The sequence below is a fragment of the Nonomuraea coxensis DSM 45129 genome (genome assembly GCF_019397265.1).
Taxonomy (GTDB): domain Bacteria; phylum Actinomycetota; class Actinomycetes; order Streptosporangiales; family Streptosporangiaceae; genus Nonomuraea; species Nonomuraea coxensis.
This window is the reverse complement of sequence record NZ_CP068985.1, coordinates 8,906,592-8,930,735: the sequence shown is the minus strand read 5'-3', so window position 1 is coordinate 8,930,735 and position 24,144 is coordinate 8,906,592. Positions and strand designations below refer to the sequence as shown.

Here is a 24,144-nt window from a genome sequence, read left to right as displayed (position 1 = left end):
TGTCCGACGGCAGTCAAGGGGCGGTCTCCATCGGTAACATTCCAGATCATCTATCGGATTTGGGGGAAGTTAACGAACCCTGGGCTATATCAACTGTGCGAGTACGGGGCTCAGGTGCTCCCGGCGCGGATATTGAAGGCATGGCTGCTCCTGGGAAGCTGGTTCTTGACCAGGATGGCTGGCACGTCGACTACCAGATGGAGTCGGATCGTCCGTTGAGCGTCCAGCTAGAGGCGATCGAGTCCTTTCTGGTAAACGCTCAAGACCTCCTACTGGTTGATGGAGCGACGCCGCCTGAAGTAAGTCTCCATCTAAGCTGGACTCCGCGTGAGCCTCAAGACGGAATAATATTGGGTCATCGAACTTACGCGGGGATAGCTCGGTTTCGGCTTGAGCGGGTGGTTGCGCAGCGTGATCGGAGGCGTTGATTGCTCGTGTTGCGGAAGCCGTACGCGCAGCGCGCTTCGAGCTTGATCACGCGATTGGTCCCTTCGCTCTTGGCATTGGTGATGCCCGTGCGGATGAACGCCTCGATCTCGGCCCACCAGGCGGCGATGCTCTGGGCCAAGGTGACCAGTTCGGGCAGGTAGGCGTGGTCGGCGCACCAGGCGAAAAAGGCGTGCAGGCGGTGGGCGATCCGCGAGCGGGCCGGGTTGGTCCGGGCCAGCGCGAGCAGGTGACGCAGTTTCTCCTTGGCGTGCCAGCCTGCCAGCAGATGCCTGCCGGCGGTGCCGATCCTGCCCACGTCGCGTTCCAGGACGGCACGCTGCTCGGCGGTCAACTCCTCGGCATTGGCGCGCAGCAGGCGGCGGTGGTCGTATTCGGGGTCGCCCTTGCGTCCACGGCGTCCGCGCATCTTCCAGGTCAGCCGCCGCCGCAGCTCAGCGAGCTTGGCGTTGGCCAGTTGCACCAGGTGGAAATGGTCCACCACGATGATCGCGTGTGGCAGCGCGGCGCGGATCGCCGAGCGAAACACCGCGCACATGTCGATCGCCACGTAGGAGACGGCGTTGCGCCATGCGGCGGGCCGGGCGTTCAACCAGGCCGTGACCGACGTCGCCACGCGGCCTTCGACCTGGCCGAGCAGCCCTTGCTCCCCGCACAGATCGGTGAAGCCGACATGCCATCGGTCGGCGATCAGCCGGTACTTGCCGGTGGCCGCATCCTGTTCCCAGCGGGGAGCGCCCCGCCGGATCTCATCGATCCCGATTGCCGAGGTCGGCAGCGGCTCGGCGGGCAGCACCTCGGTGGCATAGGCGCGCATCTCGCGCATCGCCACCGGCCAGGACAGCCGATGGTCACGCCCGGCCTGGGAGATGGTGCGCCCGCCGTCCACCACGCTGCGCCCGCAGGCCCGCCGCAACCTGGCGGTGGTCCGCATCCTCGCGCCGACCTGCGGAACCTGCTCGGTGAACGATCCGCGCCGACAGCGTTCCTCCCGGCACACCCAGCGGCGTTTGTGCCACAGCAGGCTGATCGTCTCACCGCCGGCGCACAGGTCGCGGGGCGAGGTGAGCACACGTTCCTTGACCCGGGTGGCGAACACCCCGCACGCCGGGCAGGCCCGTGCCGTCTCATCATCAGTGATCATGTGGACCACCCGATGGCCGTCATCGTCGCGTTCCACCCGCACCACCGCCACGCCTTCCAGGCCCAGCAGCAGTGTCGCATCCGAAGAAATCTCTATAGTGTTCTGCACGCCCGTGGTTTCTTGAAGATCGACTGCCTAGACAACAGTCATGATCCACAAGAGCCGCGGGCATCTTGCATCCGGGGTGATCTTCAGCCTTAGCCGTCACTCAACGTGACCAGAGAGCGGACTCCTGCCGCCCCTCCCCGATCAAACTCGAAGACCCATAATATTCACCCAGAGTTTGATACGGGTGATGGCGAGGTTGAATATCTTTGTGTTGCTCGATACTTACATTGATCGCGACTGAATCCCAATGCGTCACGTAGCTGGAGTCAGCGGCGATTCAACTATGAGCGGCCTGGTGAAGAGGTGGTTCGTCACCTTGCCTGACCGGCCATGAGCTGCCGCCACAGAATCTCGGCCTCGCGGATCTTCACTCGCGGGCTCTCGGCGATGGCCCACGGTACGACGGAGCGGTCGTACCGCCGGATGAATGCCTGCCCGCCGGCCCGGCAGTCCTCGAAAATCAGCGGGCGGCATTCGCAGGTGTAGCGCCGGACGCGTGCCGGACTCGGGCTGGGCTGCACCTCAACCCACTTCACTCGCACCGCGTCCGGCCGCGTTGCGGCGGGGTGCGTTCCGTGGAAGTCGTAGTCATCCGACACAGGCTCACCGTCCTTCGTCAACGCCACGCCTCAAGCTAGCAGTCCTGTAAGTACCTGTCTATTCCATGCAGCTCCGTGAAGCTTCACGATCCGGCGTGAAAGGGCGTGAAACGCCCTCCTACTCTCATGGTGTGGCCAGATATGTCGAGCACACGCGCAGCTGGGAGTTCGACGAGGATCGTTCCCGCTGGGAGCAGATCCTCGAAGTCCTCAACGCGCGCATCGACTCGGGCGAGTGGGGCCCGAAGTTCAAGATCTCCGAAGTCAAGCTCATGGAAGAGTTCGGAGTCGCCCGCCCCACCATACGCAAGGCCATGGAACGCCTCAGAAGCGCCGACAAGGTCTACACCGTGCCCAACCTGGGCAGCTTCGTGAAGGCCGACAGCGAGACCGATTAGCGCGCAAGCACTTCAGTCCGGGTCGCCGGGGACGGTGAGGCCGGTCTCGTACGCGGCGATCACCGCCTGCACCCGGTCGCGCAGGCCGAGCTTGGTCAGCACGTTGCTGACGTGCGTCTTCACCGTGTGCTCGCTGACCACCATGGCCTGCGCGATCTCCGCGTTGGACAGGCCGCGCGCGATCAGCCGCAGCGTCTCCCGCTCGCGCGTGGTCAGCGCCGCCAGCCGTTCGGGCGCCACCTGCCCGGCCGGGCGGGCGGCCCTGCCGGCGAACTCGGCGATCAGCTTCGTGGTGATCGCCGGGGCGAGGAGGGACTGCCCGGCGGCGACCACCCGTACGGCGTGGACGAGGTCGTCGCGGCGCACGTCCTTCAGCAGGAACCCGCTCGCGCCCGCGCGCAGCGCGTCGTAGACGTAGTCGTCGAGGTCGAACGTGGTCAGCATGATCACCCGGCAGGGGCCGTCCGCGCAGACCAGCCGGGCCGCCTCGATGCCGTCCATGACCGGCATCCGGATGTCGAGCAGCAGCACGTCAGGCCGGTGCTCGCGCACCGCCGCGACGGCCTGCGCGCCGTCGCCCGCCTCGGCGACGACCTGGATGTCCGGCTGGGCGTCGAGGATCATGGCGAACCCGGCCCGCACCAGTTCCTGGTCGTCGGCCACGACCACCCGTACGCTCACGCCGCCGCCTTTCCCGGAAGCGGCAGGCGGACGCGGACCCGGAAGCCGGCCCCGCCGGGGAGTGGCCCCGCCTCCGCGTCGCCGCCGCAGGCCGCCGCGCGCTCGCGGATGCCGATCAGGCCGTTGCCGCCGGAGGGGAACGCCGGTCCCCGCCCGCGGCCGTCGTCGGTGACGTCGATCGTCAGCGCGTCGTCCCGCCAGGTGAGGGCGAGGCCGGCGCGGGTCGCGCCGGCGTGCCTGACGATGTTGGTGAGGGCTTCCTGCACGATCCGGTACGCCGCCACCTCGGCGTCCGGCGGCAGCCGCCGCGGCTCGCCGTCCGCGGTGTGGACGACCTCGATCCCGGCCGCCCTGACCTGCTCGGCGAGGGCGGGCAGCCCGTCGATCGTGGGCTGCGGCGCCCGCGGGCCTTCTTCCTCCTTGAGCACGTCGAGCAGGCGGCGGAGCTGGCCCATCGCGTCCCGCCCCGCGGCGGAGATGGCGTCGAAGGCGGCCACCGCCCGCGCCGGGTCCGCGGCCACCGCGACGGGGCCGGCCTCGGCCTGCACCACCATGAGACTGACGGCGTGGGCGAGGATGTCGTGCATGTCGCGGGCGATCCTGGCCCGCTCGCGCTCGGCGGCCCGCTCGGCGGCGACCCGCCGCTCGCGGACGAGCTGGGCGGCGCGCTCCTCCAGCGCCGCCGCGTGGGCGCGGGAGGCGGCCGCCGCCCGGCCGACGGCGTAGGCGGTGACGAACAGCACCACGCCGCGGATCGCGGTGTCGGACGAGCCGACGAGCAGCAGCCCGCCGCCGGACGAGACGGCGAACAGCACGATCCTGACCCATCGGGCGCAGGTCGCGGCCACCGTGTAGAGGGCGATCAGGGCGCCGTACCAGACGGGCTGGGCGGCCACGCCGTCCACGAGGTCGTAGCAGGCGATGGCCAGGAGCGCGGCCACCAGGGCGACGGCCGGGGCGCGCCGCCGCCACACCAGCGGCAGCGTGGCGAGCGTGACGACGACGTACCCCCACCAGTGCCAGGGGCCGCCCGCCGGGTTGTCGCGGCCGAGGAACGGCCAGAGCTGCGCGACCCAGACCAGCGCCGCCAGGCCGGCGTCCACCCAGATCGGGGGCAGCGTGTTCGCCCACCGGCGGAGCGGGACGAGGAACCGTACGTCGGACACGGCATCCCATCCTGCCGCCCGCGTCATGCGTACGCGGCGGCGGGCCGAACAGGAGCGGCGGCGGAGGCGCGGGCCAGCGGGACGAACGACACGAGCAGGCAGAGCGCGCCGAGCGGGATGAGGTCCTTGTCCACGAACGGCAGCGCGAGGTCGGCCAGCACCAGCACGGGCGTCCACAGCTTGACCCGGCGCTGCACGGCGAGCTGCGTGACCAGGGCGAGCTGGCCGACGTAGAAGAGGAACGGCAGGACGTCGTAGACCGCGAACGACACGCCGGTCACGGACTGCACCTGGTCGAACAGCACGCCCATGGCGGCGTGGTCGGCCGCCATGAACCCGACGACGAGGTCGATCCCGAACTGCGCGAGCAGCGCGGCCACGCCGACGGTGCCGGCGGTCGCGGTGACGGTCGCGAGCGCGCCGCCTCCCGCCATCCGCCGCATCCGCCAGTAGATGGGGACGAACAGCAGCAGGGCGGCGACGAAGGCGAGATGCCCGGTGGTCCAGGCGAGGCCGGGGCCCCGGCTGCCGTCGAGCCCGTCGAGGATGCGGATCACGCCGTAGGCGAGGACGAGCAGGGGAGCGGCGACGAAGGCGGTGCGGAGGTTCATGCCGCTCATCGTGCTCGGCGGAGGGGGGACGGGACATCGCCGGTGGGAGCGATCCCGCCGCTCCCTCCTGAGGGTGAGCCGCCGGCAGGAGAGCGGGCCGCCGATTTTGGCGGGCCGCAACCGGCACGCAAGGCGGCGCCACGATCATGAGGGCCATGCGTGCCGGAGACGCGGTGAAATGCGCGATTTATCATGTGCGCGACACATGACCATCAAGCTCATGCTGCTGAGAGTGGCGGGACCGCTGCTCGTGCGGGTGGCGGTCCTCTCCGGTATGCGGCGGAGCCGCCTCGCGCTCGTCCTGCTCAACCGCACGCTGGTCTACCTCGCGCTCACCGCCGTCGTCGGCGCGGTCTACTTCGGCATCATCGCGCTCGGCCGGCCGCTCACCTCCTCGGCAGGGCTGGTGGCGGCGCTCGTCGCGGGCGTGCTCTTCCATCCGGTACGGGTCGGGCTGCAGGGGGCTGCGGACCGGCTGTTCGGGATGGAACGGGATCCGTACCGGCTGGCCGACCGGGTCAACCGGCGGGTCCAGGAGGCTCCGGGACCGGCCGAGGCGCTGGCCTCCGCCGTCGCCGCGACCCGCAGGGCGTTACGCGCCCCCGGCGTCGCCGTCGAGGTGGTGCTGCCCGGCGGACGCTCGCGCACGGTCGCCGACGGCGAGGTGGGCACGAGCCCGACGGTGCTGCGGCTGGAGTGGCAGGGCACCTCGATGGGCTGGCTCCTGGTGGCGGGCGAGCCCCGGAACCGCGCCCTGCTGGACATGCTGGCCCGCCAGCTCGCCGAGGTCGCCCACGCCGTACGCCTCAGCGCCGACCTGCGGCGCTCCCGCGAGCGCATGCTCCTCACCCGCGAGGAGGAGCGGCACAAGCTCCGCCGCGACCTCTACGACGGCCTCGGCCCCACCCTCACCGAGCTGGCGCTGAGCGCCGACGAGGCGCGGATCAGCCTGGCCGGCGGCCCCGAGGCGGTCGATCCGCTGCTGACCCGGATGCGCCGGCGCATGACCGAGGCCGTCGTGGACGTGCGCGAGCTGGTGTACGGCCTGCGCCCGCCCGCCCTCGACGGCGCCGACCTCGGCGAGCTGGGCCTGGAGGGCGCGCTCCGCACCCTGGCCGACGGCCCCGGGGCGCGCGTGGACGTCGCGGTGTCCGGCCCGCTCGGCGACCTGCCCGCCGCCGTGGAGGTGGCCGCGTACCGGATCGCGCACGAGGCGGTGGCCGGGGTGCGCAGGCACGCCCGCGCCACCACCACCCTGATCCGGGTGGAGCGGCGGCCCGGCGGCCTCCGCCTGTCGGTGGCCGACGACGGCATCGGCCTGCCCGAGCAGCGCCGCGAGGGCGCCGCCCGGCTGCGGCACCGCGCCGAGGAGCTGGGCGGCACGTACGAGCACGACACCCGCCCAGGCGGCGGCACCGAGGTCGTGGTGGAACTTCCGGTCAAGGAGCCCGCATGACGACCGCCACCGGAAGCACACCGGCCGCGCGCCGGGCGCTCCTCGCCGTCGTGTGGACCCTGGCGGTGGCCGCGCCCGCCGCCACGATCGTCACCAGCGTCCTCGGCGCCCAGCTCACCGACTGGAACGAGCTGGACGGCGGCCCCGACCCGGTCGGGCTGCTGTTCCCCGCGGCCGGGGCCTTCCTCATCACGCACCGGCCGCGGCTGCTGTTCCCGTGGCTGCTCTGGGGCACGGGCGTGCTCTGGGCGGTCTACCTGCTGCTGTTCGCCCTGACCGCCTGGACGCACGCCTTCGCCCCTGGCCCGCTGACGCCGTACCTCGGCTGGCCGTCGCTCTGGCTCTGGCTCCTGGTGGTGCCGACGTTCTCCGGGATCATGCCGCTGCTCTTCCCCGACGGCCGGCTGCCCTCGAAGCGGTGGCGGCCGGTGCTCTACGGCCATCTCGTCCTCATGGCCGGTCACTCGCTGCTGCTCGGGCTGAGCCCCGACCCCGAGTTCGAGCTGGGGCTGGACATCGAGAACCCGTTCGGCGTGCCGGCGCTGGGCCGGATCCCCGAGGTCGTCGAGTCCTGGATCGGGCTCCCCATGATCCTGCTCAGCCTGCTGAGCGTCGCCTCCCTGGGCTTCCGCTACCGGGCGGCCACGCCCGAGGTGCGCCGGCAGATCGCCTGGTACCTGTGGGCGATGGTGATCTTCCTGGGCTACTGGGTGGGCAGCCAGGGGTCGGAGGATCCCGTGGTGATCGGCCTGCGCATCTTCCTGACGGCCGGCATCCCCATCGCCGTCGTGGCCTCGGCGCTGCGCCACCAGCTCTACGGCATCCGCCTCATCCTCGACCGCACCCTCGTCTACGGCACGCTCGCCGTCGTGGCCGGGCTCACGTACTCGGGGCTCATCTGGGCGGCCGACAGCGTCGCCGGCGACTACGGGACGCTCGCCGGGCTGGCCGCGGCCCTCGCCACCGCCGCGGTCTTCCATCCCGTACGGCTGCGCCTGCAACGCTCGGTGGACCGCCTCTTCAACGTCGAGCGCGACCCTTACCGGGCCGCCGACCTGCTCAGCCGCGCCGTGCAGCGGGCCGGCGACCCGGCCGCCGCGCTGGCGGAGGCGCTGTCGATCGTGCGCACCACGCTGGGCGCGCGCGGCGCGGTCGTACGGGTGGCGGGGGAGCCCGTCGTGTCGTTCGCGGACGGCGAGCCGGGCGCCCGGCCGCGCGAGGTCGCGCTGGTCTGGCACGGCGAGCACGTGGGCCGCCTGCTGCTGGCCGGCGGCCGGCAGAGCCGGCAGCAGCTCGACGTCATGGCCAAGCACCTGGCCGAGCTGGCGCACGCGGTCCGACTCAGCACCGACCTGCACGACTCGCGCGAGCGCATCACCGCCACCCGCGACGAGGAGCGCCGCCGTCTCGGCCGTGAGCTGCACGACGGCCTCGGCCCCAGCCTGACCAGCGTCACCATGACCCTGGACGAGGCCCGCCGCCGCCTGGAACGCGATCCGGGCTCGGTGGACGAGCTGCTGGTCCGGTTCAGGGAGGAGATGACCGCCACGCTGGACTCGGTCCGCGAGCTGGTGGATGGCCTGCGGCCGCCCGCGCTGGAGGAGCTGGGCCTGCCCGGCGCGCTGCGCGACGTCGCCCGCGACGTCCCCGGGCCCTGCGTGGAGATCCGCACGGCGGGCGAGCCGCTGGACGACCTGCCCGCCGGGGTGGAGACGGCCGCGTACCGCATCGTCCAGGAGGCGCTCACCAACGCCCGCAGGCACGCCCGCGCGAGCCGGATCGAGGTCACGCTGGCCCGCGGCGACGGCGTCCTGCGGGTGACGGTCGCCGACGACGGTGTGGGCCTGCCCGAGGAGCCGTCACCGGGCGTGGGGCTGACCTCGATGCGCGAGCGGGCGGCCGAGATCGGCGGCACGTGCGCCATCGCCGCCCGCCCGTCGGGCGGCACCGCCGTCACGGCGACCCTGCCGCTCCCGCCCGGCCTCTCATGAGGAGCCCCGGGCGGCCTTCCGACGGTGCCCAGGTGCGGCTCGTGCGGGGCGCGGACCCGGGTGCGGGCACACCACAACGGGACAGAACCGAACCGACGCGCGGACAAAGGGCGGCCACGGAATGGGCAAGCTTTCCGGGAGGCGGCCACCGCGTTCTCGCCACCGGGCCGCCGGCCGCGCACAGTGGGAACGTGGAACAGTCATTGGGCGTGCTCGCCGGCTACGACGGCTCCGACCACTCCATGCAGGCCCTCGACTGGGCGATGGACGAGGCCGAGCTGCGGAGGCTTCCCCTGACCGTCTGCCATGCCTGGCAGTGGCCGTACGGCGAGGGCGACCCGGGAGGCCGCGACTCGCTCCGCCGCGCCGCCGAGCACGTGCTGTGGCACGGCGCCGACTGCGCGCGCACCGGCTCCAGCGGCCTCGACGTGCGAGGCGACCTGTACGAGGGCTCGCCCACCGAGCGCCTGGAGGAGCTGTCGGCGCGGGCCGAGCTGCTCGTGGTCGGCTCGCGCGGCCTCCGCGGGATGGCGCGGGCGGTCATCGGCTCCGTGGCGAGCCACGCGGCGGCCCACGCGCGCTGCCCGGTCGTCGTCGTACGCGGCAGGGGCGCGCTGCCGCGCAGGCCGGACCCGGGCCCGATCGTGGCCGGCGTGACCGACGACGGCAAGGCCGACGCCGTGCTCGGCTTCGCCTGCGAGGAGGCCGCCATGCGGCGCCTGCCGCTGCTCGTCGTGTACTCCTGGCACCAGCCTCCGGTGGCGTGGGCGGGGATGACGTACCCGGCGTTCGACCCGATGGCGCTCAAGGAGGCGTCGGAGGACTGGCTCCCCGCCACGGCCGCGCCGTGGCGCGGCAGGTATCCCGGCCTCGCCGTCGAGCTCCGCGCCGTGAACGAGCGGGCGGCGGAGTCGGTCGCCGGCGTCGCCGAGGCGACCCTGGTCGTGGTCGGGAGTCCGCACGGGCGGTTCGGCTCCGTGGCCTCGGCCCTGCTGCGGCAGGCGCCCTGCCCGGTGGCGATCGTCAGGCAGCGGGAGGGCGACCACCCCGCCTGACCCCCGGCCCCTGTGGTTTTCCGCACAAGGGAACGGCCGCAGGCCGCATGGCGGCCACACCCAGGGCCCTCCTAGTCTCGGACCCATGACGAAGAGGGCCGGCACGCGCTGGGCGGTACGCGGACTGTGGCTGGTCGGCGCGCTGACGAGCGGCAGCATCGACGGCGTCGGCTACCTGCTGAAGGACCGGGTGGCCCAGGTCGGCGACTTCCTCGACGCGCTGGAGCGGGTGGGCGCGGGCGGCACCGCCTTCAAGCTGGAGCTGTCGCACACGACGGGTTACAGCCGCCGCGTCCTCGCCGTGCTGCGTTATCTGGGCTCCTGACCGCCGGGCCGGTGAAATTTTCACTGGTTGAAAGTTTTATCGGAATGGCGTCCGGCCAGCGTGCGCGGTCTTTTCTCGACTTTGTCGGCAACCGGGTCTGACGAGCCGGAGTTGACATGTCGGCGCCGGATTCTTGACGCTCTTGGGAGCGCTCCCATGTCTTTTTCAACCGGAATCTGGAAAGGACGCCGTCATGGAACCACTGATCAAACAGCAGGACCTTTTCCTGGCGCTGTACCGCATCGTGCTGGGGCTGCTGTTCGCCTGCCACGGCGCGGCCACCCTGTTCGGCGTCCTGGGCGGCCCGCAGGGCGGGACCCCGGCCTTCGCGGAGTGGCCGGGCTGGTGGGCCGCCGTCATCCAGCTCGTCGCCGGCGGCCTCGTCCTCCTCGGCGTGGCCACCCGCGTCGCCGCCGTCATCTGCTCGGGCACCATGGCCTACGCCTACTTCGTCGTCCACCAGCCGCAGGCGTTGTTCCCCATCGAGAACGGCGGCGAGAAAGCCGCCCTTTTCTGCTGGGGTTTCCTGCTCATCGCCGTGCTCGGTCCCGGCCGCTGGGCGCTGTCCACGCTGCGCGCTCCCCAGGAATCGCTCGCGCACGACTGAAATCCGTTCCGGGAACGCCCGCCTCAGAACGCCAGCTTGTCCAGCAGCGTCTGCAGGCGGGCGCTCTCGCGTTCCGGGCGGGCCAGCGTGAAGATGCTGCGGCTGATGTTCAGCCAGGGCAGGTCGACCACCACGACGTCCGGGCTGTGGTCGCGCAGCGCGAGGTCGGGGATGAGGGCCGCGCCGAGCCCCGCGCCGATCAGCGAGAGGGTGACCTTGAAGTCGTCGGAGTGGCAGACCACCCGCGGATGCAGCTTCCAGTGGCCGAGCAGGGCCTCGAGGAGCGAGGCGTCGCTGCTGCCCGGATGGTGCATGATCCACGGCAGGTCGACGAGCTGCTCGGCCCGGTGCGGTGACAGGTCGGGCCAGGCCCGCGGCAGGACGAGCCGGTAGCGGTCCTCGGCGACCCACCGCCGCGACAGCGTCGAGGGCCAGGACAAGCCCGAGTTGCCCACCTGGTAGACGATCGCCGCGTCCATCTCGCCGCCCGCGCCGAGCCGCGCGATGAGCTGCGAGGGCTCGGCCACCGACAGCCGGATCCCGGCCCGCTCCTCCGGCTCCAGGTCCCGCAGCACGCTCGCCAGCAGGTCGCAGATGCTGGGGAAGACGCCCAGGCGGACCTGCGGCTGGCTGTTCCTGTGCACCTCCCTGACCGTCGCCACCATGCGCTCGATGTCGGCGAGCAGGGTCTCCGCCTGCCTGGCCAGCACCTCGGCGGCGCTGGTCGGCAGCACGCTGTGGGCGAAGCGCTCGAACAGCCGCACCCCGGTCTCTCGCTCCAGCGAGGCCATCTGCTGGGAGACGGCGGAGGAGGTGTAGCCGAGCCGGTTGGCCGCAGCCGCGAAGGATCCCAACCGCACGACCTCACGCAGCGTGCGGAGATGTTCAGGCTTCAGCATAAGCTTTCCTTGCTCTGAGCGGCGCTAAATGTCGTGTTTATAGCGCTTCCGACCTTGTTTTCGCCACCCCTACAGTCAGTCGCACCACTCCTCGAACCCCTGGAAGATCCAAGAGCATGCGCGTATACCGCAACGCCTCCATCCGCACCGGCGGCACGGGGGACACCGGCCGGCCCGTCGCCCAGGCGATGGCGGTGGACGGCGAGCTGATCGTCGCCGTCGGCTCCGAGGCCGAGGTGCGCGAGGCCGCGGGCCCGGGAGCCGAGCTGGTGGACCTCGACGGCGCGGCCGTCCTGCCCGGCCTCTACGACGCCCACATCCACACCGCCCAGTACGCCCAGAGCCTCGGCGGAGTCGACCTCCGCGACGTGCGCTCCCTGGACGAGGCCCTGGCCACGGTGGCCGAGCACGCCGCGCGGCTGCGGCCGGGCGGATGGCTGTTCGGCGGCCGGTGGAACAGCAACATCTGGGACCCGCCCGTCCAGCCCGACCGGTACGCCCTCGACTCGGTCTGCCCCGACCTGCCCGTGGCGCTGCCCAACGTCGACGGCCACACCGTCTGGGCCAACTCCGCCGCCCTGCGGATGGCCGGGATCGACGCCACCACCCCGGACCCGGTCGGCGGCGAGATCGTCAGGTTCGCCGACGGCGAGCCCACCGGCATCCTGCGCGAGTCCGCCTCATACCCGCTGCGCGCCCTCATGGTCACCGGCGACCTGCGCGACCGGCTCCGCGCCGGCCAGGAGGAACTGCTCTCGTTCGGCCTGACCAGCGTGCACGACATCGACGGCGAGGACTGCCGCGCCGCCTACCTGGAGCTGCGCGAGGCCGGCGAGCTGAAGATCCGCGTGCACAAGGCGATCCCCACGGTCCACCTGGAGGCGGCCATCGCCGAGGGCCGCCGCACCGGCCAGGGCGACGACTGGTTCCGCACCGGGCCGGTCAAGGTGTTCAGCGACGGGGCGCTCGGCTCGCACACCTGCCACATGCACCAAGCTTTCGCCGGCGAACACGACAACACCGGCATCGCGGTCACTCCGTACGAAGACCTCGTCCGGATCTTCAGCACCGCGGCGGCGGCCGGGATCGCGGTCGCCACCCACGCCATCGGCGACCGCGCCAACCGGCTGGTCCTCGACGCCTACGAGAAGATCGGGCCCACCCCCGGCCTGAGGCACCGCATCGAACACGCCCAGCACCTGCGCCCCGAGGACCTCACCAGGATGGCCAGGCTCGGCGTCGTCGCCTCGATGCAGCCGGTGCACTGCACCACGGACATCGCGCTGGTCGACGCGCTGCTCGCCGGGCACGACCTGGCCTCGTACGCCTGGCGCGGCATGCTCAACGCCGGCGTCGCGCTGGCCTTCGGCTCGGACGCCCCGGTGGAGAGCCCCGACCCGTGGGCCGCGCTGCACGCCGCCGTCACCCGTACCCGCGCGGACGGCACCCCGGCCGGCGGCTGGCAGCCCGAACAGCGGCTGAGCATGGCGGAGGCGATCACCGCGCACACGCTCGGCGCCGCGTACGCGGCCGGCGAGAGCGACCGCAAGGGCCTCCTGGCCCCCGGCATGCTCGCCGACTTCATCGCCGTGGACACCGACCCCTACCTGGAAACGCCGGAGGCCGTGCTCCGCACCCAGGTCCTCACCACCGTCGTCGGCGGCGAAGTCCGCTGGCAGCGCCTCTGACAAGGAGCCCCCCTCGTGAAGATCCGTACCATCACCGTCCTGGCCGCCGGCGCGTTGCTGGCCGCCACCACGGCCTGTGGCGCCCAGTCCCTGGACGGAGGCTCGACCGAGGCCGAGGGCGCGGCGCCCGCGGTCACGCTGGACCAGGCGCCCGCCGAGGAGAAGGCCGCCGACGTCATCAACGCCATCACGCCGGACGAGAGCCTGGCCGCCAAGGTGCCCGCGAAGCTCAAGTCCGACGGGCTGAAGGTCGTCAGCTCCATCGGCTACCCGCCCATGGAGCTGTACGCGAGCGACGGCAAGACGGCGATCGGCTTCGACCCCGCCCTGGCCAGGGCCATCGCGAGGAAGCTCGGCGTCAAGGTGACGATCACCGACGAGGAGTTCAACTCTCAGATCCCCGGCGTGCTGACCGGCCGCTACGACTTCGTCATCTCCTCCATGACCGACTCGCCGGAGCGCCAGAAGCAGGTCACCTTCGTCGACTACGTGCAGGCCGGCGCCGGCATGATCGTCAAGAAGGGCAACCCGGCCGGGATCAACGGCCCGGCCGACCTGTGCGGCAAGACGGTCTCCGTGGTCGACAACGGCTCGTCCATGGAGCTGGCCGAGCAGTACTCCGCCGACTGCGAGAAGTCCGGCAAGAAGGCCGTGAACCTGCTGAAGTTCCCCGGCGACCAGGAGGCCCTGCTCCAGGTCACCGGCGGACGGGCGCAGGCCACCATCACCGACTACGTGGTGGCGGCGTACAAGCTCGACGACCCCAAGCTGGAGATCGAGGCGCTCGCCCTGGAGGGCACCGAGAGCCCGTGGGGCATCGGCATGAAGCCGGACAACCAGCAGCTCATCGACTCGGTCAAGGGCGCCCTCGACTCCCTCATCGCCAGCGGCGAGTACGGCAAGCTGCTGGCGGCGTGGAACCTGGACAAGCTGGCCGTCCAGTCCGCGGTGATCAACGGCGGTAAGTGAGCATGCGCACGGAACCCTTCACCGGGCCTTCCGGAGAGCACATCCCGGTCGTCAGGACGCGGCACTGGGGCCGGCTCGCCGCCGCGGCCGTCGCGATCGTGGCGGCCGGCTGGCTGGTCTACGTGATGGTGGTGAACCCGCGCCTGCACTGGGACAAGGTCGCCGAGTACCTGTTCCATGACCGCATCCTGGACGGCATCTGGGTCACCATCGAGATCTCGGTGCTGGCGACCGTGCTCGGACTGGTGCTGGGCGTGGGGATGGCGATCCTGCGGCTGTCGCACAACCCGGTGCTGAGCGGGCTCGCCACGCTCTACATCTGGTTCTTCCGCGGCACGCCGGTGCTGGTGCAGCTCATCTTCTGGTACAACCTGGCGTTCCTGTTCCCCGAGCTGGTGCTCAAGGTGCCGTTCACCATGATCGGCGTCAAGTGGGACACGAACGAGGTGATGACCGGCTTCACCGCGGCCATGCTGGGGCTCGGGCTGAACCTGGCGGCGTACTTCGCCGAGACCGTGCGCGCCGGCATCCAGGCCGTGGACCAGGGCCAGACCGAGGCGGCGTACGCGCTCGGCATGACCCCGGCCAAGCGCATGCGGGTGATCGTGCTGCCGCAGGCGCTGCGCATCATCATCCCGCCGACCGGCAACGAGTTCATCTCCATGCTGAAGACGACCTCGCTGGTCTACGTGGTCGCCGGGCACGACCTGATGACGAACGCCAGCCAGATCTACAAGGCGAACAACCTGATCATGGAGCTGCTGATCGTGGCGAGCCTGTGGTACATGCTCATGACCGCCATCGCGACCTTCCTGCAGAGCAGGCTGGAGCGGCGCTTCGGCTCCGACGCCGTCCGGCTGGTCCGCGGCGGCGGGCGGACCGCGAGGCTCCTGTCCAAGGCGGCGGCGTGAGCCCGGTCGTGCACGCCACGGGCGTGCGCATGAGCTACGGCGAGACGCAGGTGCTCAACGGCGTGGACTTCGCCGTCGCGCCCGGCGAGGTGAGCTGCGTCATCGGGCCGTCGGGGTCGGGCAAGTCGACCTTCCTGCGCTGCGTCAACGGGCTGGAGCCGGTGCTCGGCGGCAGCCTGCGGGTGCTCGGCGAGGAGGTCGGCTACAACCTCCGCGAGGGCCGCTACCGGCCGTGGTCGCCGAAGGAGTTCGCCGCCTTCCGCCGCAGGATCGGCATGGTGTTCCAGCGCTTCAACCTGTTCGCCCACCAGAGCGCGCTGGAGAACGTGGCCTGCGCCCCCGTCCACGTCCTCGGACTGCCCGCCGAGCAGGCGCGGCGGACGGCGATGGAGCACCTGGAGCGGGTGGGCCTCGCCGCGCACGCGCACAAGCGGCCCCACCAGCTCTCCGGCGGCCAGCAGCAGCGCGTCGCCATCGCCAGGGCGCTGGCGATGAGCCCCGAGCTGATGCTGTTCGACGAGCCCACGTCCGCGCTGGACCCGGAGCTGGTGGACGAGGTGCTGGAGGTCATGCGCGGCCTCGCCGCCGACGGCATGACGATGGTCGTGGTCACCCACGAGATCGCCTTCGCGAGGGAGGTCGGCGACCGGCTGACGTTCTTCGCCGACGGCGTCGTGGTCGAGAGCGGCCCGCCCGCCGAGCTGGTCGCCAACCCCGGGCACGAGCGGACCAGGGCGTTCCTGTCCAGTGTCCTCAGCCAGCGGGAGAAGGTCGACTGATCGTCGGGTCCCGGCGGGGCCGGGACCCGATGATCAACCGCTGCCCCTGCGCCGTACCGCGTCGAGGTAGACGGTGATGGCGTCCCGGTTCGGGGGCGGCCATGAAGAGCGAGCACTACATCTACCTCGATCAGCCCGACCTCGCCGTCCGCTCCCACGCCTGACGGGCCGCTGCTCCGTGCTCACCGCCGAGGCGACGAGAACCGTAGATGTTGAGAGACTCGTCCCATGCACAACGGACGGCCCCTCACCCTCGTCGGCGCGATCTTCGCGCTGGCCGGACTGGTCCTGCTCGGCGTCACCGTCGCGCTGACCGCCTCCACGGCGAGCTTCCTGGCCTCGGCCCAGCGCACGGAGGGGACCGTGACCGGGCTGACCGCGCGGACCACCACGTCACGGGACTCCGACGGCTACACGCGCCGCAGCACCACGTGGTACCCGACCGTGGAGTTCACCGCCGGCGGCAGGCAGTACTCGTTCCAGAGCTCCACCGGCAACAACCCGCCTGCCTACAGAGAGGGCGAAGGCGTGCCCGTCGCCTACGACCCCGGCAATCCGTCCGACGCGCGGATCTCCACGTTCTGGTCGGCGTTCCTGGCCCCGGTGATCACCGGCGGGCTGGGCGCGGTGTTCGCCTCGATCGGCACGATCCTGTTCGTCCTGGGACGGCGGAGCGCCAAGAAGCGCTGATCCCTGGGGATCCTCGAAGAGGACCGGTTCATGCGCGTGCTCGGCTCCGCCGCCGTCGAGCTGACCACCTGCACCTTCGCCGCCGAGCAGCAGTTCCTCGCCTCGGCCGACGACGGCGGGACGCTGCTGAGGAGCATCCCACCTTCGCGCCGTCATCGGCCGCGAGCTCAGCGAGGACGAGCGCCGCGGCCTCCCCGCGGGCCTGCCGGACGTCATCTGCCCGCTCTGAAGGGGGCCCGGACGGGTTAGGCTGCGGCGGTCGTCTGGTCGACGGTGTTGCTGGTGTGGAGCACCGTTCCGCCGGTCTCGGCGTCCCACCACTTGAGCCGGGCCCGGTACGCCGTGCTCGGCGTCAGACCGCTCCGCGAGCACGTGATCGTCTCGGGGTTGCCGGTGACGAGGCGCCGCGGGCCTTCGGAGAAGCCGCCGGCGCCCGCGACGGTCCACGACGCGCACGAGACCCACCCGCTCTTCTGCGCGGGATCGACCCGGGTCGTCCACTCGATCGAGGTCGAGGTCGGTGCCGCCGGTCCGGCGGTGGTGGTCATCACCGGAGTGCCGGCGAACAGCGTGCCGGTCACCGCCGCGCGCCACGCCTGCACGCTCGCGTCGTCGCCGCCCAGGGCGTACTCCGGCCAGCCGTAGGCGTCGAAGTACGTGACGAAGCGCGCGCCGGCCGTGTTGCGCATCCACTTCGCGATGTCGCGCAGCATCGCCGGACGGTTGGCGTGGTCGCGCACGCCGAGCTCGGCCACGGCGTACGGCTTGCCCTGCGACCTGGCGACCTCAAGGCCGGGGCGGCTCGCGTTGTGGGCGGCCATCGTCTCGGAGTTCGCCTCGTTGAAGCCGTAGACGTCCCAGGCCATGACGTCGACGTACTGGGAGCCGGGGTAGTAGTCCTGCCAGCGCCGGCCGCTGGCCGGGGTGAGCGTCCAGTCCATCAGGATCGTGGTGGCGGACAGGCGCGCGTTCCCGGCCTCGTCGGCGAGGCCGTCGATGCGTCTCCACGCCGCCCGGTAGTCCGCCGCGGTGAAGACCCCGTCCTCGATCTCGTTCTCGGGCTCGTGGTAGAAGCACCAGAAGACGTCCCGGTCCCGGGGCGCGCTCGCGAACCACGCGCGCAACTGGGCGTCGTGCTTGCCGGCCAGCACGTCCTTCGGCGCGTACTTGAACGACACGATGGTCGTCCGGCCCGGGGTGTTGAGCTTCGCGTCGGTCCAGGCGCCGGGGGCGCCGGAGTAGAAGACCCGCAGCGCCGGGGGCTTGCCGTAGGCGGCGTCCGTGGCCGCCAGCGCCTGGGCGAACGTCTGCCCCGGCGCCTGATGGACGGAGGAGCCGAAAATGGTGGGGGTGTCCGCGTGGGCCGGCGCCTGAAGGCCGAACAGCACGGCGCCGGCGGCAGCCGCCGCGGCGATGATGCGTTTCACGGTCGTTTCCTTTCCATAGGGTTCTTGAGCGGGCGGAGCACCACGCCGAGCACCTGCTCGGCGCGCACCGCCCCGAACTGCCGGGAGTCCCAGCTCGACTCGGGGTTGTCGCCCAGGACGATGAGTTCTCCTGCGCGTACGACGCCCTCGGGCCGCCGCGCCCAGCCGGGCAGGAAGTCGGGCTCCGCGTCGCCCGCCACCGCCACGACCCGTTTGACCACCAGCGACGGGTCGGAAGCGCCCGCGGGCGCTCCCGGCCGGCACGGCCCCGGCTCGCTGACCACCACGATGTCGCCCCTGGCCGGCGTCACCCCGGTCGTGCGCCGTACCAGCACCCGGTCTCCGTGCCGGAGGGTCGGCGCCATGCTGGGCCCGTTCACCGAGACCACCACGACGCGCCGCCGGAGCACGACGACCGCGAGCACGACGACCGCGAGCACGGTGAGGGCGAGGGCGCAGGCCCCGGCGAGGACGGCGGTCACGCGATCGTCTCCGGGTCGGCGGTGCGGTAGCCGGCCGCCTGCAGCGCGAAGAGCCGCGCGTACTCCCCGTCGTGCGCCAGCAGGTCGGCGTGGGTGCCGCGCTCGACGATCCGCCCGCCGGAGAGGACGACGATCAGGTCGGCCTCCCGTACGACGCCCAGGCGGTGCGAGATGAGCACGCTGGTCAGCCCGCTCCTGTGCGCCCTGAGCCGGGCGTGCACCCCGTGCTCCGCCTCCGCGTCCAGGGCGGAGCTCGGCTCGTCGAGCACGAGAAGGTCCGGCTTGTCGAGCACGAGACCTCGGGCGATCGACAGCCGCTGCCACTGCCCGCCGGACAGGACCACCCCGGTGTCCGGGTCGGCCCGGTCGGCCTCCGAGTAGAAGATCCGGGTGAGCAGCGTCTCGTAGCCGTGCCGGAGCCTGGTGATGACCTCGTGCACGCCGGCCTGCCGCGCCGCGCGCTCGATCCGGGGAGGATCGGACAACGCGGTCAGGTCTCCGATGCCGATGTTCTCCCTGGCCGTGAGGTCGTACGCGGTCGCGTCCTGGAAGACGGCCCTGACCCGGCGCCGCAGCTCCACCGGGTCGAGGTCCCGCAGGTCGACGCCGTCCCAGAGGATCGCCCCCCGGGTCGGGTCGTAGAAGCGGCACAGCAGCTTGATCAGCGTGGTCTTGCCCGCGCCGTTGAGCCCGACGACGGCGGTCGCGCGCCCGGCCGGGAGCGTGAGGCTCACGCCGCTGAGCACCCAGGGCTGGTCGTCGGCGTAGCGGAACCACACGTCGCGCAGCTCGATGCCGCGCCGCAGCGGCGCGACCGGCGTCGGGTCCTCACGGACCGGCAGGTCCGGGCCAGCGTCGACCACGGCCAGGTAGCGCTCGAAGAGCGCCAGCGCCTGGTGCACGCACACCGCCTCGGTGACCAGGTTGGCGAGGGCTCCCTGGACGGCGCCGACCGCGGCGACCACGAGCGCCACGTCGCCGACCGTGAGCGTCCCCGCCACGGCCGAGCGGACCACCCACAGCAGCAGGGCGCCCGCCACCGTCGCGCCCAGCACGGCCAGCCCACCCTGGACGGCCAGCCGGCGCCGGTCGATCCCCCGGTGCGCGTCGTTGATCGTCCTGATCTCCGCCGCCATGCGACGCCAGAGGTACGGGCCGGCGCCGAACAGCCGCAGCTCCTTCGCGGTCCTCGGATCGGTCAGCAGGCCGGAGTAGAACAGCTCCCGGCGTTCGGCCTGGCCGATCTCGGTCACCATCGCGACCCTGCGCCTGCTGAGTGCGAGCTCGGCCAGCAGGGCGGGGACGGCGGCGAGCACGACCGCGACGGCGATCCAGGGGTCGAGCACGAGCAGGGTGCCCGCGAAGCCGCTGACCGTGACCACGGCCTGGACGGCGCCGAGGCCGCCGTCCAGCACGTCGCCCGGTCCGCTCACGCCGCTCGACCTGGCGATCTGCAGGCGGTCGAGGAACGCGGGATCCTCGAAACGGCGAAGGCCGACGAAGCGGTCCACCGCGGCGTACAGCCGGGAGTTGGCCAGCAGCTGCACGCGCCGGCCCGTCTCCGCCTGCAGGTAGCGGACGGCGTGCGGGACGAACGCGACGGCCACCCCGACGGCGACCAGCGCGGTGGTCAGCCCGAGCACGTCCAGCCACCGCACCTGGCCGGCCACGAGCCGGTCGATCATGAACTTCGTCAGCCACGCGGCCGTCGGCGGGGCCAGCCCGCTGAGGAGGGACAGGCCCAGGTAGGCCGTGGCCTGCGCGGGAGCGGCGTGCCGGGCGAGCGACAACGCCCGCCTGGCGACATGAGGTGACATCGGAGCGGTGATTCTCAACCCGCGGCCGACAGGGCGGCGGCGTCCCGGCCGGCGACGGCGTGGAGCTGGTAGTGCGACGCGGTCACCAGGCCGTCCGACACCAGGACGAAGGCCGGGAACCCGGTCACCCCGAACGCCTGCTGCACCGGCCCGCCGTCGGGCTCCACCACCACCGTCGCCACCGGGCTGAGACGTTCGACGGTCTCCGCGGTCTCCTCGCCGGCGCCCACGACGACGGCCAGCCGCGTGCCCCGGCCTCCCGGCCGGTCCGCCGCGAACTCCACGAAGGCGGGCAACTGCTCCTCGCACGGCGTACAACCGGGGGAGAAGAAGCCGACCAGCGGGCGGTCGCCGAACGTCCCGAGGGTGACCGGCTCGCCGTCCACGGCGACGGCGGTGAACGCGCCGACCGGCGAGCCGTCGCGGAGCGCGACCTCACCGAACGACGAGAGCGCGCCCGCGTCCGCGGCGGCCCCGCCGCTCCGCAGGGCGGCCAGCTCCGCGGAGTGCTCACGTAACCGGCGTACGACGCCGACGGCGAGCATCAGGTTGAGGGCGCCCAGCAGGCCGACGAGAACCAGGGCCGCGACCACGTATGCCATCGAGTCTCCTCCAGGAGGTCGGAGAGGGTGGGAAAAGCTCGACCAGGTCGTCAAGCAAGGTGACGATCACGCCGCCCGCGTCGCGGTGTCGCCAAGGCGCGCAGGGCCCGCCCGCCGCACGGCCTGCTCGCCGCGGAGGCGAGAAGGACCACCACGAGCAGGCCCTGGCACACCACAACGGAAAACGTCACTCAGCAGGCGCCCTTGGTCACGATGTTGCAGGGGCCCCACTCGTAGGTGCCGTCGACGCGCAGGCACCGCTTCCGCTGGTACAGGTAGACGCCCTTGCAGTAGCAGAACAGGATGTCGCAGCTCGCGGCACGCGCCTGCGCCTTCGGCGCGAGGGCGCCGACAAGGCGGTCGGTGAAACCGGTGATCATACGGGTCATGTGACCTTACCTCCCGTGCGGCCGGGTCGCCCAGCGCGGCCCGGCCGTCATCAGCAAAGCCGACCGGCGATCACCGCACCATGACGTTCACCCCGACGTTGGAGCGGACGTTGAGCCGGACGTTGATCACGACATAAGGTGTGGAACCTCACAGCCGCCAACCCGGGGAGGCGCAAGACGTGGGGGACGCTTTCGGCGTGCTGCTTCGATCCCACCGGCTCCGCAACCATCTCACCCAGGAAGCGCTCGCCGAGCGGGCGGGCATCAGCTCCCGCTCGGTCGCCGAGCTGGAACGGGGCCGGGGCCGCAGTCCACGCCCCCGTTCGCTGGAGCAACTGGCCACGGCGCTGGACCTGGACGGCGAGGAGCGGGAGGAGTTCATCGCCGCCGGCCACACACTGTTCTGGGCGAGCCGCACCGGCCGGGCGGACCGCGAAGCCGGGGGCCCGCGCGTCCCCGACGTCAGCCTGACCTGCAGGCAGCTCCCCTCGGACGCCCCCGACTTCGTCGGGCGCGACGACGAGCTCGCCCTCCTGGCCGCGGTCCTCGACCCCGGCAACGACAACGCGCGGCTGGCGGTGCTCTCCGGACCGCCCGGCGTCGGCAAGACGGCCCTGGCCGTGCACGCGGGTCATCGCTTCGCGTCATGGTTCCCCGACGGGCAGCTCTACGCGGCGCTGCGCGGCGCCACCGCCGACCCCGTCGACCCCGCCGACGTGCTCGCCCAGTGGCTGCGGGCGCTCGGCGTGGACGGGTCGGCCCTGCCCGCCGGCGTGGACGCCCGCGCCGCGCTGTTCCGTGACCGGCTGGCCGTCCAGCGGGTGCTCCTCGTCATCGACGACGCAGGCGGCTACCGCCAGGTGGAGCAGCTCCTGCCGGCCAAGGGCGTCGCGACGGTGATCACCAGCCGATTACCCCTGACCGGCCTTCCCGGCGTGACCTCCATCGACCTGCGGCCGCTGTCCGGCCCGACGGCCGTGCAGCTGCTCTGCCAGGTGGCCGGCGAGGACCGGGTACGGGCGGAGCCCACGGCGGCCGTCGAGCTGGTCTCGGCGTGCGGCGGGCTGCCCCTGGCCGTACGGATCGCCGGGGCGCGGCTGGCCGCGCGTCCGCACTGGAGCGTCGAGGCGCTCAACGAGCTGCTGGCCGACGAACGAAGACGGCTCAACGAGCTGCGCCACGGCGACCTGGCCGTGCGCCCGGGGCTGCACCTCGCCCACGAAGGGCTCACCCCCACAGCCGCCCGAGCGTTCGCGCTGCTCGGCGAGCTGGGAGTGCCGTCCTTCCCCGAGTGGGCGGTGGCCGCGCTGCTGGGCGTCGATCCGGCCGCGGGAACCGCCGTCCTCGAAGAGCTGCTCGACGCGCGCCTGCTGGAGGCGCTCGGCCCCGACCGGGCCGGCCAGCCGCGCTACCGCTTCCACGACATCACCCGCCTGTACGCCCGCGAGCGGCGCGAGGCCACGATCTCCCAAGCCGAGTGGACCGCCGCGCTGGCCCGCGCCGCCGCCGGCTGGCTGGCCCTGGCCAGGCACGCGCAGGACCACCTCGACTGCCTGCGCTTCTACCTCGACGACAGGGACCACCCCGCGGCCGTCACCGACCAGCGGGCCGCCGCCGCCCTCGCCGACCAGCCCGTCGAGTGGTTCGAGGCCGAGCGGGAGGCGCTGGCCGTGCTGGTGTCGGCCTGCGCGGAGGCGGGTCTCGCCGCGACGGCGCGCTGCCTGGCCGGCTGCGGCTCCGACTTCTACGAGCTGCGGGGCTACTACGACGACTGGCGGCGGGCCATGACCGTCGCGCGGACCGCCTGCCGGAGCGCCGGCGACCGCGCCGGGGAGGCGGCGATGCTGCGCGGGCTCGGCAGCAGCCTCATCGAGCTCGACGACCCGAAGGCCGCCACGTCGGCGCTGACCTCCGGGAGGGCGCTGGCGGAGGAGATCGGCGACCTGGCCGGCGCCGCCCTGGCCGGCAAGGAGCTCGGCTTCATGCTGAACCTCATCGGCCGCGTCCAGGAGGCGGAGGCCGAGCTGCGCACGGCCGTCGAACGGCTGGAGGAGGCCAACCTGCCGCTCGCCAGGGCCCTCGCGCTCACCAGCCTCGGATTCATGCTGCGCGAACGGGGTGACACGGCCGAGGCCGTGGACGTCATCACCTCCGCGCTCAGCATCGCCCGCTCGTGCGGCGCGCGGTTCACCGAGGCGTACGCCCTGCGGGGACTCGCCGGCGCGCTGCGCGCCTGCGACCGGCCCCGGCAGGCGCAGGAGGCGGCCCGCGAGGCCGCCGCGATCTTCGAGCAGGTCGGCGACCTGATCGGCACCGCGCAGAGCCTGCGCGTGCTGGGCGAGGCACTGGCGCACGAGCCGCACCGGCTGGAGGAGGTCAAACAGGCGCTGACCGCCGCCGCCGCGCTGTTCCGCGACCAGGGACACCGCTGGGGACTGGCGCTCACCGAGCTGAGCCTGGGCGAGATCGAGGCCCGCCAGGGCAACCCCCATGCCTCCGCCCGCCTGCGCCGGTCCCTGAGGTACTGGGTCGACGAGCAGGTTCCCGCTCTCCAGGCGCGCACGCTGGTGGCGCTCGCGGACGCCGGCGAGCGGCAGGGCGATCCCGCCACGCGGGAGCTGCTCATGGAGGCGTACCAGATCTACCAGGCGCTGGAAGCGCCCGCCGCGGCCGAGCTCGCGGGCCGGCTCGGCCTCTCCGAAGGCAGCGCGCCGGCCACCTGAGCGGCCCTCGCGAGGGCCGGCGGGAGTCATCGAGCGTCAGGTCGAACGTCAGGTCGAACGTCCTGGTTCGCGTCCCGGTCCCGGGTTTCGATGAGGTCGTCCGATCCGCGCCAGGCTGCCGTCCCCCATGAAGGGGCGGATGCCGGGACCCGGGTGAGCACCGCTCCCGCCGGCCGCGGA

Annotated in this window: 22 protein-coding genes and 1 pseudogene; 12 read left to right on the top strand and 11 right to left on the bottom strand. The window is 72.3% G+C overall.

The features are described 5' to 3' along the window. Positions 1–364 precede the first annotated feature (364 nt). Together Nocox_RS41905 and Nocox_RS41900 are read right to left on the bottom strand one after the other, a co-directional pair. The gene (locus tag Nocox_RS41905) at positions 365–1,699 is read right to left on the bottom strand and encodes an ISL3 family transposase (protein WP_063711730.1); all 1,335 of its coding nucleotides are present in this window, start codon (positions 1,697–1,699) and stop codon (positions 365–367) included. A gap of 311 nt (positions 1,700–2,010) precedes the next feature. Continuing rightward, positions 2,011–2,298, bottom strand: a complete 288-nt coding sequence (locus Nocox_RS41900) for a hypothetical protein (RefSeq protein WP_026213890.1) — start codon at positions 2,296–2,298, stop codon at positions 2,011–2,013. 131 nt (positions 2,299–2,429) lie between these two features. Between Nocox_RS41900 and Nocox_RS41895 the strand changes: the two genes are divergently transcribed. After that, a complete protein-coding gene (locus Nocox_RS41895; protein ID WP_020540987.1) occupies positions 2,430–2,696 on the top strand; it encodes a winged helix-turn-helix domain-containing protein in 267 nt (88 codons plus the stop codon). A 12-nt stretch (positions 2,697–2,708) separates the two neighbouring features. Here Nocox_RS41895 and Nocox_RS41890 read toward each other — a convergent pair whose 3' ends face one another. Genes Nocox_RS41890 through Nocox_RS41880 form a run of 3 tightly spaced genes read right to left on the bottom strand, consistent with a single transcriptional unit; the run spans position 2,709 to position 5,154 of the window. Then, on the bottom strand, positions 2,709–3,377 hold the full coding sequence (locus Nocox_RS41890) for a response regulator (RefSeq protein ID WP_020540986.1): 669 nt from the start codon (positions 3,375–3,377) through the stop codon (positions 2,709–2,711). After that, the gene (locus Nocox_RS41885) at positions 3,374–4,543 is read right to left on the bottom strand and encodes a sensor histidine kinase (RefSeq protein WP_020540985.1); all 1,170 of its coding nucleotides are present in this window, start codon (positions 4,541–4,543) and stop codon (positions 3,374–3,376) included. Before Nocox_RS41885 ends, Nocox_RS41890 begins: the two co-directional genes overlap by 4 nt. A 23-nt stretch (positions 4,544–4,566) precedes the next feature. Then, on the bottom strand, positions 4,567–5,154 hold the full coding sequence (locus Nocox_RS41880; RefSeq protein ID WP_020540984.1) for a hypothetical protein: 588 nt from the start codon (positions 5,152–5,154) through the stop codon (positions 4,567–4,569). Between the two features lie 205 nt (positions 5,155–5,359). Here Nocox_RS41880 and Nocox_RS41875 point away from each other — a divergent pair, with 205 nt between their 5' ends. The 5 genes and pseudogenes from Nocox_RS41875 to Nocox_RS41855 all read left to right on the top strand — a co-directional run bounded on the left by Nocox_RS41875 (position 5,360) and on the right by Nocox_RS41855 (position 10,588). Continuing rightward, on the top strand, positions 5,360–6,610 hold the full coding sequence (locus Nocox_RS41875) for a sensor histidine kinase (RefSeq protein ID WP_020540983.1): 1,251 nt from the start codon (positions 5,360–5,362) through the stop codon (positions 6,608–6,610). Next, on the top strand, positions 6,607–8,601 hold the full coding sequence (locus Nocox_RS41870) for a sensor histidine kinase (protein ID WP_020540982.1): 1,995 nt from the start codon (positions 6,607–6,609) through the stop codon (positions 8,599–8,601). Before Nocox_RS41875 ends, Nocox_RS41870 begins: the two co-directional genes overlap by 4 nt. Before the next feature lie 191 nt (positions 8,602–8,792). Further along, entirely contained in the window at positions 8,793–9,656 is an 864-nt protein-coding gene (locus Nocox_RS41865) for a universal stress protein (RefSeq protein ID WP_246649696.1), read from the top strand. Between the two features lie 142 nt (positions 9,657–9,798). Continuing rightward, positions 9,799–9,981, top strand: a pseudogene (locus tag Nocox_RS41860) (DNA-binding response regulator); the annotation flags it as partial. 193 nt (positions 9,982–10,174) lie between these two features. Continuing rightward, a complete protein-coding gene (locus Nocox_RS41855; RefSeq protein ID WP_020540979.1) occupies positions 10,175–10,588 on the top strand; it encodes a DoxX family protein in 414 nt (137 codons plus the stop codon). Positions 10,589–10,611: 23 nt separating this feature from the next. On the opposite strand, the gene Nocox_RS41850 is transcribed toward Nocox_RS41855, so the two are convergent. Continuing rightward, positions 10,612–11,487: a LysR family transcriptional regulator gene (locus Nocox_RS41850; protein WP_020540978.1), complete on the bottom strand. Its 876-nt coding sequence runs from the start codon at positions 11,485–11,487 to the stop codon at positions 10,612–10,614. A gap of 116 nt (positions 11,488–11,603) precedes the next feature. Between Nocox_RS41850 and Nocox_RS41845 the strand changes: the two genes are divergently transcribed. The 5 genes from Nocox_RS41845 to Nocox_RS41825 all read left to right on the top strand — a co-directional run bounded on the left by Nocox_RS41845 (position 11,604) and on the right by Nocox_RS41825 (position 16,524). Beyond that, complete coding sequence (locus Nocox_RS41845; protein WP_020540977.1) at positions 11,604–13,175, top strand: amidohydrolase; 1,572 nt, start codon at positions 11,604–11,606, stop codon at positions 13,173–13,175. 15 nt (positions 13,176–13,190) lie between these two features. Further along, positions 13,191–14,144, top strand: a complete 954-nt coding sequence (locus Nocox_RS41840) for an ABC transporter substrate-binding protein (protein ID WP_020540976.1) — start codon at positions 13,191–13,193, stop codon at positions 14,142–14,144. 2 nt (positions 14,145–14,146) lie between these two features. Next, complete coding sequence (locus Nocox_RS41835; RefSeq protein ID WP_033408023.1) at positions 14,147–15,055, top strand: amino acid ABC transporter permease; 909 nt, start codon at positions 14,147–14,149, stop codon at positions 15,053–15,055. 29 nt (positions 15,056–15,084) lie between these two features. Further along, complete coding sequence (locus Nocox_RS41830; RefSeq protein ID WP_051112441.1) at positions 15,085–15,834, top strand: amino acid ABC transporter ATP-binding protein; 750 nt, start codon at positions 15,085–15,087, stop codon at positions 15,832–15,834. Positions 15,835–16,062: 228 nt separating this feature from the next. After that, a complete protein-coding gene (locus tag Nocox_RS41825) occupies positions 16,063–16,524 on the top strand; it encodes a DUF3592 domain-containing protein (protein ID WP_020540973.1) in 462 nt (153 codons plus the stop codon). A gap of 245 nt (positions 16,525–16,769) precedes the next feature. Here the strand turns inward: Nocox_RS41825 and Nocox_RS41820 are convergent, their stop codons facing one another. From Nocox_RS41820 to Nocox_RS41800, 5 genes are all read right to left on the bottom strand, one after another. Then, complete coding sequence (locus Nocox_RS41820) at positions 16,770–17,951, bottom strand: glycoside hydrolase family 26 protein (protein ID WP_020540972.1); 1,182 nt, start codon at positions 17,949–17,951, stop codon at positions 16,770–16,772. After that, positions 17,948–18,433, bottom strand: a complete 486-nt coding sequence (lepB, locus tag Nocox_RS41815) for a signal peptidase I (protein ID WP_020540971.1) — start codon at positions 18,431–18,433, stop codon at positions 17,948–17,950. Before lepB ends, Nocox_RS41820 begins: the two co-directional genes overlap by 4 nt. Continuing rightward, positions 18,430–20,250: an ABC transporter ATP-binding protein gene (locus Nocox_RS41810; protein WP_033408020.1), complete on the bottom strand. Its 1,821-nt coding sequence runs from the start codon at positions 20,248–20,250 to the stop codon at positions 18,430–18,432. Before Nocox_RS41810 ends, lepB begins: the two co-directional genes overlap by 4 nt. Before the next feature lie 14 nt (positions 20,251–20,264). Then, on the bottom strand, positions 20,265–20,852 hold the full coding sequence (locus Nocox_RS41805; protein WP_020540969.1) for a TlpA family protein disulfide reductase: 588 nt from the start codon (positions 20,850–20,852) through the stop codon (positions 20,265–20,267). 191 nt (positions 20,853–21,043) lie between these two features. Continuing rightward, positions 21,044–21,241: a hypothetical protein gene (locus Nocox_RS41800; RefSeq protein WP_157382801.1), complete on the bottom strand. Its 198-nt coding sequence runs from the start codon at positions 21,239–21,241 to the stop codon at positions 21,044–21,046. A gap of 197 nt (positions 21,242–21,438) precedes the next feature. On the opposite strand from Nocox_RS41800, the gene Nocox_RS41795 reads away from it, so the two are divergent. Beyond that, complete coding sequence (locus Nocox_RS41795; RefSeq protein ID WP_169576994.1) at positions 21,439–23,964, top strand: ATP-binding protein; 2,526 nt, start codon at positions 21,439–21,441, stop codon at positions 23,962–23,964. Positions 23,965–24,144: the final 180 nt, after the last annotated feature.